The 12,686-nt window shown below is 63.3% G+C and carries 11 protein-coding genes and 1 pseudogene; 7 read left to right on the top strand and 5 right to left on the bottom strand.

Features of this window, described 5'->3' with window-relative positions; genetic code table 11:
- Positions 1 to 9: 9 nt before the first annotated feature.
- The 4 genes and pseudogenes from RHPLAN_RS14660 to RHPLAN_RS14650 form a co-directional block, all read right to left on the bottom strand.
- Positions 10 to 852: an HpcH/HpaI aldolase/citrate lyase family protein gene (locus RHPLAN_RS14660; protein WP_068019185.1), complete on the bottom strand. Its 843-nt coding sequence runs from the start codon at positions 850 to 852 to the stop codon at positions 10 to 12.
- A gap of 148 nt (positions 853 to 1,000) precedes the next feature.
- A complete protein-coding gene (locus tag RHPLAN_RS14655; protein WP_237180144.1) occupies positions 1,001 to 1,846 on the bottom strand; it encodes a substrate-binding domain-containing protein in 846 nt (281 codons plus the stop codon).
- 27 nt (positions 1,847 to 1,873) lie between these two features.
- Positions 1,874 to 2,014: pseudogene (locus RHPLAN_RS41035) on the bottom strand (LacI family DNA-binding transcriptional regulator); the annotation flags it as partial.
- A gap of 57 nt (positions 2,015 to 2,071) precedes the next feature.
- Positions 2,072 to 3,049 (bottom strand): zinc-binding dehydrogenase, encoded by a 978-nt coding sequence (locus tag RHPLAN_RS14650; RefSeq protein ID WP_068019180.1) that lies wholly within the window; start codon positions 3,047 to 3,049, stop codon positions 2,072 to 2,074.
- Between the two features lie 301 nt (positions 3,050 to 3,350).
- Between RHPLAN_RS14650 and RHPLAN_RS14645 the strand changes: the two genes are divergently transcribed.
- Both RHPLAN_RS14645 and RHPLAN_RS14640 read left to right on the top strand, forming a co-directional pair.
- Positions 3,351 to 4,232, top strand: a complete 882-nt coding sequence (locus tag RHPLAN_RS14645) for an FAD binding domain-containing protein (RefSeq protein WP_068019177.1) — start codon at positions 3,351 to 3,353, stop codon at positions 4,230 to 4,232.
- On the top strand, positions 4,232 to 4,723 hold the full coding sequence (locus RHPLAN_RS14640; protein WP_068019174.1) for a (2Fe-2S)-binding protein: 492 nt from the start codon (positions 4,232 to 4,234) through the stop codon (positions 4,721 to 4,723). The genes RHPLAN_RS14645 and RHPLAN_RS14640 overlap by 1 nt, the downstream gene beginning before the upstream one ends.
- Before the next feature lie 26 nt (positions 4,724 to 4,749).
- Here RHPLAN_RS14640 and RHPLAN_RS14635 read toward each other — a convergent pair whose 3' ends face one another.
- Complete coding sequence (locus RHPLAN_RS14635; protein WP_198165073.1) at positions 4,750 to 7,002, bottom strand: xanthine dehydrogenase family protein molybdopterin-binding subunit; 2,253 nt, start codon at positions 7,000 to 7,002, stop codon at positions 4,750 to 4,752.
- A 308-nt stretch (positions 7,003 to 7,310) separates the two neighbouring features.
- Between RHPLAN_RS14635 and RHPLAN_RS14630 the strand changes: the two genes are divergently transcribed.
- From RHPLAN_RS14630 to rnk, 5 genes are all read left to right on the top strand, one after another.
- Positions 7,311 to 8,006, top strand: coding sequence for a class II aldolase/adducin family protein (locus RHPLAN_RS14630; RefSeq protein WP_198164925.1), 696 nt, complete (start codon positions 7,311 to 7,313; stop codon positions 8,004 to 8,006).
- Positions 8,007 to 8,048: 42 nt separating this feature from the next.
- Positions 8,049 to 9,005, top strand: a complete 957-nt coding sequence (locus RHPLAN_RS14625; protein ID WP_068019167.1) for a Bug family tripartite tricarboxylate transporter substrate binding protein — start codon at positions 8,049 to 8,051, stop codon at positions 9,003 to 9,005.
- 120 nt (positions 9,006 to 9,125) lie between these two features.
- Positions 9,126 to 10,172 carry a 2-hydroxyacid dehydrogenase gene (locus tag RHPLAN_RS14620; RefSeq protein WP_068019164.1) on the top strand — a complete coding sequence of 349 codons (1,047 nt, stop codon included), beginning with the start codon at positions 9,126 to 9,128 and terminating at the stop codon, positions 10,170 to 10,172.
- A gap of 5 nt (positions 10,173 to 10,177) precedes the next feature.
- The gene (locus RHPLAN_RS14615; protein ID WP_068019161.1) at positions 10,178 to 11,575 is read left to right on the top strand and encodes an MmgE/PrpD family protein; all 1,398 of its coding nucleotides are present in this window, start codon (positions 10,178 to 10,180) and stop codon (positions 11,573 to 11,575) included.
- A 614-nt stretch (positions 11,576 to 12,189) separates the two neighbouring features.
- On the top strand, positions 12,190 to 12,660 hold the full coding sequence (rnk, locus tag RHPLAN_RS14610; RefSeq protein WP_068019158.1) for a nucleoside diphosphate kinase regulator: 471 nt from the start codon (positions 12,190 to 12,192) through the stop codon (positions 12,658 to 12,660).
- Positions 12,661 to 12,686 lie beyond the last annotated feature (26 nt).

Below are 12,686 nucleotides of genomic sequence, written 5' to 3'. Positions count from 1 at the left end.
GGAAACTCCTCAGCCGTCCACGATTTCCAGGATTCTCAAAGCGCGCAGCAGGATCGGCTTGTCGACCAGCTGCCCGCCGACCGCCACCGACGCATCGCCGCGCGCCTCGGCCTCGCGGAAGCCGGCTGCGATCTTGCGCGCATATTCGATCTCGTCGGGTTGCGGCGAGAAGATCGCGTTGATCATGTCGAGCTGGCGCGGGTTGAAGGTCGATTTCGACGTGAAGCCCAGCCGCCTTGCCTGCCGGATGTCAGCTTCAAGCCCCTGCTCGTCATTGAGATTCGGAAACACGCCGTCGATGCTGAGCACGTTGGCTGCGGCGGCCGCGTTCACGATCGTAGAGCGCGCGAACAGAAGCTCGGCGGCTTCCTTCTCGCGACGCGCGCCAAGTCCCAGGTCGAGGGCATAATCCTCCGCGCCGAACATCAGGCCGACGATTCGCGGACTGGAATCCGCAATCGCGACCGCATTCATCAAGCCGCGCGCGCTTTCCACAGCGGCCAGGATGCGGATCGAGCCGGCCTGGAGCCCGCGCTGCTTTTCGAGAGTGTCGATCATCGACGCCGTTTCGTGGACGTCCGAAGCCTTCGTCACCTTGGTCAGACAGATGCCCTCGAGACCCGGCGCGATCACAGCTTCCAAGTCGGGCTTCAGCCAGGGTGTCGTCAGCGCGTTCACGCGAACATATCGTCGCGGGCCACCTTTGGCTTCGGCCAAGGCCGCGGCGATCATCTTGCGCGCTTCGGCCTTCTCGTTCGGCAGTACACCGTCCTCGATGTCGAGGAGGATCGCATCGGCCGCGGAGCCGTTCGCCTTCTGGATGAAGCGCTCCCGATTTCCAGGAACGAACATCCAGGTTCGTGATTGTTTTTTCGTCGCACCCGACATGCTGCTGGACCCGGTGAACACTGCCAGCAATGAACACCGAAAGCCCGTATCGTGTCAATGAAACGTTTCCAGGGATGAGATTGCCGCTCACCCGCCAGCTTTCATTGGCCAGTCACTTGGGCGGCGGGGCGCAGGATTCACGGGTGATGAGCTCGGTCGAAAGCATGACCCGCTGCACAGGTGCCGTGCGGTTGCCGAGACGGTTCAGCAGCAGCTGGACCGCCATCCGCCCCTCATCGGTGCCGCTCCAACGCACGGCAGTTATCGCCGGCGTCGCAAGTGCGGCGAGATCGCTGTCCGCTCCGGCGATCACCGACACGTCGCCGGGTATCGAAAGACCCCTCGTCCGTATTGCCTTGAGGACCCCCGCAAGCATGGCCATTCCGCCCGCGATGATGGCGGTCGGCCGATTGGGCCCCGACAGCAGCGAGGAGGTCTCGCGAAATCCGAACTCCGCCGAGAATCCCCCGGTGCGGACAATGCCATGGCTTGCCTGCCGGCCCAGCCGGGCCGAGGCCTCCTTGAATCCGGCGATGCGCTCATGAGCCGGACGCGTGGACGGCTTGCCGGTCAACAACGCGATGCGGGTGTGTCCCAGCCCGTGCAGATACTCCGTCGCGGCGCGCACTCCGCGGCGATGATCGAGCGTCACCGCATCGAGCTGTGGCGGGCTCTCGCGGTCCAATAGCACGATCGGAATATCGAATCCCTTGATCTGCTTCGTCAGCTCCGCATCGTTTTCGTTGCTGATTGTCATGATCACGGCATCGACGCGGCGCTGCTGGAATATTCGGAGCAGGTTCAGCTCCCGATCTTTTTGCTCGTCGGTCATTGTCAGCAGCAGCGTATAACCGCTGTTGCGCAGCGCCTCCTCGGCTGCATTGACGATCGCGCCGAACCCAGGGATCGAAATATCGCGCGTCGCAAAAGCGACCGTCCGCGTCACGCCGAGCCGCATGCTCTGTGCAACGCGGTCGGGCTCGTAGTTGAGCTTCTTGATGGCCTTCAGAACCCGGCGGCGAACATCGTCGCTCACCGACTTGTGGCCATTCAAGACGCGAGACACCGTCCCAATGGCGACATCCGCGGCGACAGCGACGTCTCGGATGGTAGGGCTGTCCCCCATGACTGCTCCAGCAACTTCACATCGATGCGGGAGCCGGACTCGATGGGCGCCCGCCGGTCAGGGGATCATAACGATCTTGCCGAAGAAGTCTCGGGATTCCATCGCCTTTTCGGCCTCGCCGAGCTGGGATAGCGGGAATGTCCGGGTCTCCGGCTTCTGGATTTTTCCGTCTGCCATGTCGATCATGCCGCGGCGGACGTCTTCCTTCGTGTAGCCGTTCGAGCCGCAGATCTTCACTTCGCGCTGCCAGATGAAGCGGATGTCGGTCTGCGCATCGAAGCCTGCCGTCGCACCGCAGGTCAGAAGCTTGCCATGCGGCTTGAGAGCGCGGATCGACGGATTCCACGTGTTGCCGCCGGTGAAATTGACACAGACATCGACGCCCTTCTTGCCGCTGATGCGCCACGCCTCCCGGGAGAAATCGTGCGTGCTGTAGTTGACCACGTGGTCGGCCCCCAGCGCCTTCAACTTCTCACATTTCTCGTCGGTGCCCGCGCAGGCGATCACGTGCCCGCCATAAGCCTTCACCACCTGCACCGTCGCGGTGCCCACACCACCGCTGGCGCCAAGCACCAGAACGAGGTTGCCAGGCTGGATATCGCCGTTGGTGAACAGCATGCGGTAAACGGTGCCGTAGTTGGCCGGAATGGTCGCGCCCTCGACGAAGGACAGGCGCGGATCGAGCGGAATCACGAAGTCCGCGGGAATGCGGCAATATTCCGCGAAGGCGCCCTGCACCTCCTCGCCCATCATGCCTTCGTTCGTCAGTGGATCGATCAGGCAGCGGTCGCCGACCTTCCAACCCTTCACCTCGGAGCCCACCTGCGCGATCTCTCCGGCGGCGTCCGCTCCCGAGATCCACGGCATCGGCACCGGCAATCCGGGCATACCCTTGCGCACGAAGATGTCGAAGTAATTCAGTCCCACCGCCCTGCAACGCACCAGGACGTCGCGCGGCCCCACGACGGGATCCGGAAAATCGCGATAGGCGATATTCTCGATGCCGCCCTGCTTCTCGATGACCGCAGCTTTCATGTTGCATCCTCGCCGTGTTCTGCGCCGAAACCGTCAGAAACTGAGTAATGAAACGGTTCATCGAAGGTTGTCAACGCCGGGGACACCTGGATCCGGCAGATCGAGCGCAAACGATCGGGCGCCGGTCACCGCAACGAACATGGAACAGAAACTCGATATGGGATGAGGCGGAATGAGCGGAGCCTTACCTCAATCGAAGCGCTATGACGAGGCCAGATGACGAGGCCATTTGACAGCAAACTGCGTGCCATCTACCCTCGAAATGGAAACGTTTCATAGCTGACAACCGATCGTCCGACGGATGAAGCCGCCACCCTTTCAATATCACGACCCCAAGACCGTCGCTGAAGCTGTGAACCTGCTCGGCACCTTGGACAACGCCAAGCTTCTGGCCGGCGGACAGTCGCTGATGCCGATGCTCAATTTCCGCTTCGTGCTTCCCGACCACGTCATCGACCTGAACCGGATCGCCGAACTGTCCTACATCCGGGAAAAGGACGGCGCGCTTGAGATCGGCGCCATGACGCGCCAGCGCGATCTCGAGTTCTCCGACTTGGTGAAGGCCAAATGTCCGCTGCTGTGGGAGGGCCTGCAGCACACCGGCCATCGTCAAACGCGCAACCGCGGCACCATCGGTGGCTCGCTCTGCCATCTCGATCCGTCGGCCGAGCAGGTCACGGTCTGCGCCGCCCATGATGCGACGGTTTCGGTCGCCGGGCCAAACGGCACGCGCGAGATCGCATTCGCGGATTTTCCGGCAGGCTATCTGACGCCGGCGATCGAATTGAACGAGATCGTCACCGCGGTCCGCATTCCGCTCTGGCCGGTGGGCCACAAGGCGGCCTTCATCGAGTTCGCCCGCCGCCACGGCGACTTCGCCATCGTGTCGGCGGCGGCGCTGCTGATGATCGAAGGCGGCAAGATCACACGTGCTTCGGTGACGCTCGGCGGTGTCGCGGTCGCGCCAGTGCGCGCGAGCGAAGTCGAGGCCGCGATCACCGGCCAGGCGCCGAGTTCCGAGTTGTTCGCCAAGGCCTGCGAGAGCTGCCGCGGCATCGACGCGCTGGCCGATATCCATGCGTCGTCCGAGTACCGTCAGCATCTCGCTGCCGTGTTGTCGCGCCGCGCGTTGGAAAAAGCTGCGGGCCTTGCCGACAACGCGCCCTGGAACGGTAAACACTGATGACGACTGACAAGCGGACCATCACTGTCACGGTCAACGGAACTGCCTACACGCGCGAAGTTGCGGTCCGCATCACGCTCGCTGACTTCATCCGTTACGACCTCGGTCTGACCGGCACGCATCTGGGCTGCGAGCACGGCGTTTGCGGCGCCTGCACCATCCTGTTCGATGGCCACTCAGCGCGATCCTGTCTCATGCTGGCGGTGCAGGCCGACGGCCACGACATCCTCACCGTCGAAGGCATCGCTCATTCACCTGACAAGCTGCACCCGCTTCAGGAGGCATTCCGCGACAATCACGGTCTGCAGTGCGGTTTCTGCACGCCCGGGATGCTGACCACGTTGCTAGAGTTTCTGCGCGACAACCCCGACCCGACCGAGCGCGAGGTGCGAGTCGCAATTTCGGGCAATCTCTGCCGCTGTACCGGCTATCAGGGCATCGTGCTGGCGGCGCTGGACGCCGCCAAGCGCATGACCAACGAAACCGTCTGACCGGCCTTCAAGCTCAAAGCCAAAGATCAGTCGATCCTGGGAGCCGCCACGCAATTCAATCGCGTCAGCAGATGCTGTGGCGAGATCGGCAGACTGGTCACGCTCCCGACCTGCTGCAAGGCATCTTCGACCGCATTCGCCAGAGTGGCCCCAACGCCGTTGATACCGCCCTCTCCGGCGCCGCGCAGTCCGAGCGGGTTGGCCGGCGACGGCACGTCTTCGGTGATCAGCACCTCGAGGCGCGGCGCCTCTTGCACCGTCGGGATCAGATAGTCGGCGAGCGAGGCGGCGAGCGGGTCGCCGGCTTCGGAGTAGACAAACTCTTCGTACAACGCGCCGCCGATCCCCTGCATCCAACCGCCACGAACCTGGCCCTCGACCAGCATAGGGTTGACCGCGCGCCCGACCTCCTGCGCCACCACGTAGCGCTCGATGGAGATCGCGCCGGTCTCCTTGTCCAGCGACACAAGCGCGACGTGCACGCCGTAAGCAAATGCGAGCTTGTCGGTGTTGTACCAGCCCTCCGCGGTCAGCCCCGGGTCCCGGCCTGCGAGAATGGGCGAGCCGGGCGCCACGCGCCGCGCCAGGTCGGCCAGCGAGATCGATGCGCCGACCCCGCCTTTCGCCGTGACCTGACCACCCTTGATGTCGAGATCGGACGCCGGCGTTTGCAACAGATCCGATGCAAACGACAAGATCTTCTCCCGAAGCTTCATCGCGGTGGCGTGAACCGCGTTGCCCGTGAGCACCGTTGCGCGCGACGCATGGGCGCCGATGCCATGGGCGATCCGGTCGGTCTGGCCGTGAATGACTCTGACGCGATGGTACTCTACGCCGATGGCTTCAGCACAGATCTGCGCCATCACGGTTTCGAACCCCTGCCCCACCGACGCGCCGCCTGTCACCAGTTCAACGCTGCCGTTGGTGTCCACAGTGGCGCGCGCCCCGTCGGAGGGACCTCGCCCGCTCTCGTCGAAGAACACGCTCATTCCGATTCCAACGATCGCGCCCGCACTGCGCCGGCGCGCCACCTCCTGCTTGAGGTCGTCGTATTTGATGGCCGTCAGCGCTCTCTTGAGCAGGAGCGGATAGTCGCCGGAATCCAGAACCAGGGTTTCCACGTGTGGCTGATCGTACTTGCGCCGGTATGGCATCTGGTCCGCGGACAGCAGATTGCGGCGGCGGATCTCCGCGGCATCGATGCCGAGCTTGACCGCAGCCACATCGAGCAGCCGTTCGCGAACGAACGTGCTCTCCCATCCGCCCGGTGCGCGGTACGTCGCAGCCGGCGTCTTGTTGGTCAGCCGGAAATGACCGACGCCGCGGTAGGCCGGGACACGATACGGCCCCGATATCGACCACAGCGTGCGATCCATCACGCGGGCGCCGTGCGTTCGGATGTAGGCGCCCTGGTCGTGGAAGAATTCGTCGTCAAGGCCGAGGATCAGACCGTCGCGGTCCACCGCCAGACGCGCACGGTGTGTCTGCTGGCGGGAGTGATTGGCCGCGACTAGGTGCTCCTTGCGGTCCTCGATCCATTTGACCGGCCGCCGCAGCCGCGTCGCCGCGACCAGCACCAGAATGTCTTCCGGATAGAGTTCGCCGCGGACGCCGAAGCCCCCGCCGGTGTGCAGTTCGTGCAGATGCAGCGAATTCGGGCTGCGCCCCAGCATCCTGCACAACGTGTCGCGGTTGCGATGCGGCACCTTGGCGGCGCCGTACAGCCGCAGCATGTCCAAGCCCGGGTCGTAGACACCGATGGCGCCGCGCGTCTCCATCGGGACCGCCGAATGCCGGCCCAGCGCGAGTTCGAGCTCGACCGTGACATGCGCGTCGGCGAAGGCCCTGGCGATGTCGCCATAGCTGTGGCGCAGCACCGTCGCTTCGGTGGTGCGGCCCTGGGCGAATTCACCCGGCGGATCGGATGCGGAAATCAGGACCGGCAGCGGATCGATCTCGAGCTGGACGGCCTGCGCGGCGTCTTCCGCGATGTACGCATCGGTGGCGAACACCGCGGCCACCGGCTCACCGACGTAGCGCACGCGCTCGCGCGCCAGAATGTATTGCCGGTAGGGTGTCAGAGCCTCCGCGGACGGGTCGCGGAAGTCCACCGGCGGCACGTCGGCAACATCCTGAGACGTCCAGACCGCGACGACGCCCGGCATCGCAAGCGCCGCTGAGGCATCGACGCCCAACAAATGGCCATGCGCAACGGGGGAACGCACCAGGCGCATATGTAGCTGGAAAGGCAGCGACATATCCGCAACGAAGCGTCCCATCCCCGTGACGAGGGCGAGATCCTCAAGCCGGCCAACCGATTGCCCAATTACCATTCCGAATCCACCCCTCGCGACCATCGGACGCGGTCTTTAACACGTTTGCAACATACCGCTTGCAATCGGCTTGGAAACGTTTTTTTCTAGCGTTCTGGGCACTGGAGGCCAAGAGAGACGTCGCATCTGATAATCGGCAAAACCCGTTTTTCGTCCGGTCGGGGCTCGACACGCCTCGGCCGCCAATCGGCGCTCCCAGCCACTCGGCGCCCCAGCAACATCGAAGAGGACCTATGACCGGCTTGGATTCCCTGTTGAAGGATCTTGTGACCGCCAACCACATCCTGGCGCGCGAGGGCGTGACGGATTCGCTTGGCCACATCAGCGTGCGGCACCCTGACCGGCCGGACCGGTTTTTCCTCTCCTGTTCGCGCAGCCCCGAGCTGGTGAAGCCCGAAGACATCATGGAGTACGATCTGGACTGCAACCCGATCGACCAGCAGGGACGCCCGATGTACTTCGAGCGTCCCATTCATGGCGCGATCTACAAGGTGAGGCCGGATGTGCAATCGGTCGTGCACAATCACGCCTACGAGACCATCCCGTTCGGCCTGACCAAGAAACCGCTGCAGGCCTGCGTGCATCCTGCGTGCGGCATGGGCACACACGTCCCGGTGTGGGACATCCGGAGCGACTTCGGCGACACCGACATGCTCATCACCAACAAGGAGCGCGGCGACGCGATGGCTCGCGGCCTGGGCGACGCGAACTCGGTTCTGCTGCCGCGTCACGGCTGCGTCGTGGTCGGCCAGAGCCTGAAGATCGCAACGCTGAATGCGGTGTATTTCAAGATCAACGCCAGCCTCATCCTCAACACGGCGGCGCTCGGCGGCGAGATCACCTATCTCAGCCCCGGGGAAATCGAGCTGACGAAGAAGCTCGTCTACAGCGACAACTCGGTTCAGCGGATGTGGGACTACTGGTCGCGCCGCTGCGGCGACCTCAAGTAGACGCATCAATCAAAGTACATGCAAAGGGATGGGAGAAAACAAATGAAGCGCGTTTTGAGCCTCGCGCTGCTGTGCGCGGTGGGTATGAGCGTGGGCGCCAATGCCCAGTCCTTTCCCAACCGTCCGGTGAAGATCATCGTTCCATACGCCGCCGGCGGCACGGCCGACACGCTGGCGAGAAAGATCACGCAGCACTTGAATCTCGGCCAGCCGGTGATCATCGATAACCGCGCCGGGGCCGCGGGCTTGATCGGCGCTTCGGTGCTGCAGAATTCCCCGGCGGATGGCTACACGATCGGCATGCTGGCAACTCCGCATGTGGCAACGCCGCCGGACCCGAACATGAACTTCGATCCGACCAAGCTGACAGCCGTCTCGCTGGTCGCGGTGGTGCCGAGCCTGGTTTGCGCCAATCCGTCCGTGGGCGTGAGCACCGTCGCGGAGGTGATCGCGGCGGCGAAGGCCAAGCCCGGACAGCTGACCTACGGAAACCCGGGCACCTACTCGGCCGGCCAGCTCGCGATGGAGCTGTTCAAGCAACGCGCCGGCATCGATATTCGCGCCGTTCCCTATCGAGGCGGCGCGCCGGCCTTCCAGGATCTGCTCGGCGGCCAGATCAGCCTCGCGATCAGCGGCCCGTCGAATTGTCTACCTTTCATCCCGACCGGCCAGCTCAAGCCCATCGCAACCACGGGCAAAACTCGCTCGACCGCTGCTCCGAACGTTCCGACGTTCGCCGAAAGCGGCCTCCCCGGCTTCGAGTTGAACGAATGGTGGGGCGTGCTCGCCCCTCTCGGCACGCCGCCGGATATCGTGACCCGCCTCAACAAGGAAATTAACCGGGCGGTGCAGGAAGCCGAAGTCCGGGATTTCTTCCTGAAGCTCGGCGCCGAGCCGCAGAACATCTCGGACCGCGAGTTCGGCGATTACTTCATGAACGAGAACAAGAAGCTGAAGGAGCTCGTCAACTCGCTTGGGCTCAAACCAGACAACAACTGAGTCCCGAAAGAAAGCGAGCCCGGCCTTGGCATGGAGAGTATGTTCTCTATGTCATGGCCGGCTGGCGCCTGCTGAAACGGGCGCATTGATTGGGAAGCTGTCTGAACTGCGGGCAGGATAATGAAGGTTGTTTTCGGTGAGCCGGACAAGATGTTTCGCCTCATCTCCGAGGCGCTGGCCCCCTCTCCCGACGGCGAAAAATTCCTCAGGCAGTTCTATCTCACGGAGTGCGCCGATCCCGTCGCTATGCTGAAGGCGTGGTCGGCGAAGCACAACGTGCCGCCCGGCATCGCTGTGGCGCATTGCGCGCGGCCGGAAGACCTGCCGGGAATGTTGGCGGACGCCGATGTCCTCATCATCGAGAACGGCAAGCTCGGCGCCGAAGAACTCAGCCGCGCGTTGTCGCTCAAATTGATCCACACCTTCGGGCTCGTCACCGACAATATCGACCACGTCGCCTGCCGCGCGCGCGGCATCCCCATCAAGGTGCTCGACCGGCACACCAACCGGATGGTCGCCGAGCACGTCGTCATGATGATGCTGGCGCTGTCTCATGATCTTGACGGATCGCGCGCGGATTTACATCTGCCGTCGCAATTGCCGCCCAGCGAATGGGCCTACAATTGGCCGGCGAGCGGCGGGATCGGCGGTCTGACCGGGAAAACCATCGGTCTGCTTGGCCTCGGACAGGTCGGCATGCTGGTGGCCGACTATCTGAAACCGTTCGGCGTGACGGTGCTGTACACCAAACGCAGCCGCGATCGCGCCGCCGAAGAACGGCTCGGCATCACCTATACGACGCTCGACGAGTTGATCGGCAGGTCGGACGTTCTCTCGATCCACGTTCCAGGCACGCCGCAAACCACCAAGATGATCAACGCCGACCTGCTGTCGCGGGCGAAACGCGGCGTGCTCATCGTCAACACGGCGCGCGGCTCGATCATTGACGAAGCCGCCGTTGCTGCCGCTTTGAAGGACGGCAGGGTCGGCGGCGTGGCGATGGATGTATTTTCGGTCGAACCGGTGCGCGGCGACAATCCGCTGCTCGGGCTGAAGAACGTCATCATGACGCCGCACATCGCGGCCGGCACCCGCAACGACGCCTGGCTCGAGCGCGAACTCGGGCCGCTTATCGATGCGGTCGTGGCCGTGCTGCGGAAAGTGTAACGCCGATGCCGGCCCAGTTCCCGCACTCGTTGAGCCAACAAATCGCGGACTGGGTCAGCGGCTATTCGCACGACGCCCTGCCCGCAGACGTAATCCAGAGCACCAAGCTCCGCATTCTCGACATCATGGGATGCATGCTTGGCGCGGCCGCGCATCCCGATGCGCTGAGCGCCAGGGACACTGCCGCGCAGGCGTTTCCCGGCGCACAGACCCGTTCGATCCCATACGGCGGCGGCGCGTCCATGGCCGGTGCAGCCCTCGTCAACGGAACGGCCGCGCTGGTTCTGGAATTCGACGACTCGCATCTGGAGTCCGCGTTGCACTCCAGCAGCCCGGTGATCGCCGTGGCGATTCCGGTCGCGCATGCGCAAGGCTGCACGGGACGGCAATTCATCGCGGCGGTGGCGCTCGGCAACGAGATAGCATGCCGCCTTGGAATGGTGGCCGTCGGCAAGTTTCACCAGAACGGCTTCCATCCGACCGGCATCTTCGGCACGTTCGGCGCGATCTGCGCTGCGGCGCGCTGCCTGAGCCTCAACGCCACGCAAACGATGGACGCGATCGGTATCGGCGGCAGTCTATCGTCCGCCTCAATGGCGTCATGGGAAGACGGCAGCGCCGCGAAGTCGTTGCACGCCGGCTTCTCGGCGCTGTCGGCGGTCAATGCGGCCTTCTGTGCCAGAAACGGCGTCACCGGACCGCGCGGCGTGTTCGACGGACGCTTCGGCTTCTTCAAGGCTCATGTCCAGGACAAGAGCTATCCTTTTGCTTTCTCCCGAGCGACGGATCGTCTCGGCGACGATTGGGAGGCGCTCAAGATCGCGCCGAAAGCCTATCCGTGCGGGCACTACATTCAGCCGTTGATCGACGCCGCGCTGACGCTGCGTCGACAACACGGCATCACCCCGGATCAGGTGATCTCGATCTCCTGCTCGGTGCCGGAGTTTGTCATACCGCTGGTGGCGGAGCCGGTCGCCGAAAAGCGCCGGCCGCGGACATCATTTCACGGACGCTTCAGCCTGCACCACTCGATGGCCGAGGCCATGCTCCAGGGCACACTGGACAAGAAAAGCTTCGACGCCGCCAATCTGACCGATCAACGCTTCAACACACTGGCCGACAAGGTTCATGCGATGGTCGATCGGCAGATGACCGACCGCAATCAGCTCGGCGGGCGCGTCGAAATTGAGCTGACGGACGGCCGCAAGGTGGCGTTCACGGTCGATCACATGCGCGGCATGCCGCAAAATCCGATGAGCACCGAAGATATTGTCCGCAAGTTTCGCTCTAATGTTTCAGATCTCATGCCGGCTATCAGAATCGACCGGATCGTAGACATCGTCATGTCATTGGATCGCCAGGACGACCTCCAGCCGTTGATGACGGAGCTGGACGCAGCATAAGCTCCGGAGACGTGCAGGCACGATCGCGTGCGTCCAAGTGTCGCTATTCGATGTATCTGCTTCTGGTTTGCTCCAGATTCGCAATTGGCTCGTCACACCTTGGAGCAAGTACCGACTCCGCGGTTTGACTTTCATGGGAAAGCACTTAGCTTTGTTTACATGTTCAAGTTCGCGACATTCGTACGTGGCCTCTGCCACGCAGGCAATCTGATCGCGGGCAACTAGCCCCGAGCTCAGCGCGCGCTTTCGCGAGCCTCGGGGACCACCTTCCAAGCCAAGACGACCACTCGGCAGCCGCAGAAACGGCTTGCCGGCCCATGGGTACGGCGTCGTCGCTCATCCAACAAAGTCAAAGAGCGGGTGCCCTCACGCAAGTGGGGCGCCCGGCCATGCAAAGATAATCAGCAGCGGAGTTCGGCAAATGACGGAAAACGAGAACCCAACGGTCGTGGCGGCCAACGAACCTTACGGGAATGTGCGTCCCCTTTTCCCGCGACCAAACATCCAGACGACCAAACCCAAACACGAGCGATCCATCGCCAGCCCGCAGGTGTCTGGGGACGACGACGATCCCGATCCCACAGCGGCCTAGGCGCAAGAAAGAGGAGATTGCGATGACGAGTGAAAACATCCTGACAACAGCGAGCCAGTCCAAGCCGAGAGTAGCACTCTCGTCGCTCGACCATGAGAAGCTTTCAGCTCTGGCCCATGCAGCCCGTAACCGGCTGCCCGATCTTGCAGCCGGACTGGCGGACCAGATCGGTCGCGCACATGTGCTGGCCGATGGCGAGCTATCAGGGCACTTCGTCCGCATGCATAGCGAGGTGGAATTTCGCGATGACGCGACCGGCAAGGTTCGGACGGTCACGATCGTCTATCCCGAAGAGGCTGACATTTCGCAGGGAAAGATTTCGGTGATGACGCCTGTCGGCACAGCGCTGATTGGGTCGCCGCTCGGGCATTCGATCACCTGGGAAACTCTCGGAGGCGAGGCGCGGCAGCTCACGGTGCTTTCGCTCTTTGAACCGCGCTCGGGCAGGCTCGCATCGGCCGGGCACGGCCGGAGCCGCACCGATCATGCATAATTGTTGCATCATGTCGGCATGATCAT

It is taken from the genome of Rhodoplanes sp. Z2-YC6860, assembly GCF_001579845.1.
Lineage (GTDB): Bacteria > Pseudomonadota > Alphaproteobacteria > Rhizobiales > Xanthobacteraceae > Z2-YC6860.
This window is presented reverse-complemented; position numbering and strand designations above follow the sequence as displayed.

Bases quoted from the DNA above. Each gene is read 5' to 3' on its own strand.
- RHPLAN_RS14660 (WP_068019185.1), bottom strand. From the start codon at position 852: ATGTTCGTTCCTGGAAATCGGGAGCGCTTCATCCAGAAGGCGAACGGC.
- RHPLAN_RS14655 (WP_237180144.1), bottom strand. From the start codon at position 1,846: ATGCGGCTCGGCGTGACGCGGACGGTCGCTTTTGCGACGCGCGATATT.
- RHPLAN_RS14650 (WP_068019180.1), bottom strand. From the start codon at position 3,049: ATGAAAGCTGCGGTCATCGAGAAGCAGGGCGGCATCGAGAATATCGCC.
- RHPLAN_RS14645 (WP_068019177.1), top strand. From the start codon at position 3,351: ATGAAGCCGCCACCCTTTCAATATCACGACCCCAAGACCGTCGCTGAA.
- RHPLAN_RS14640 (WP_068019174.1), top strand. From the start codon at position 4,232: ATGACGACTGACAAGCGGACCATCACTGTCACGGTCAACGGAACTGCC.
- RHPLAN_RS14635 (WP_198165073.1), bottom strand. From the start codon at position 7,002: ATGGGACGCTTCGTTGCGGATATGTCGCTGCCTTTCCAGCTACATATG.
- RHPLAN_RS14625 (WP_068019167.1), top strand. From the start codon at position 8,049: ATGAAGCGCGTTTTGAGCCTCGCGCTGCTGTGCGCGGTGGGTATGAGC.
- RHPLAN_RS14620 (WP_068019164.1), top strand. From the start codon at position 9,126: ATGAAGGTTGTTTTCGGTGAGCCGGACAAGATGTTTCGCCTCATCTCC.
- RHPLAN_RS14615 (WP_068019161.1), top strand. From the start codon at position 10,178: ATGCCGGCCCAGTTCCCGCACTCGTTGAGCCAACAAATCGCGGACTGG.
- rnk (WP_068019158.1), top strand. From the start codon at position 12,190: ATGACGAGTGAAAACATCCTGACAACAGCGAGCCAGTCCAAGCCGAGA.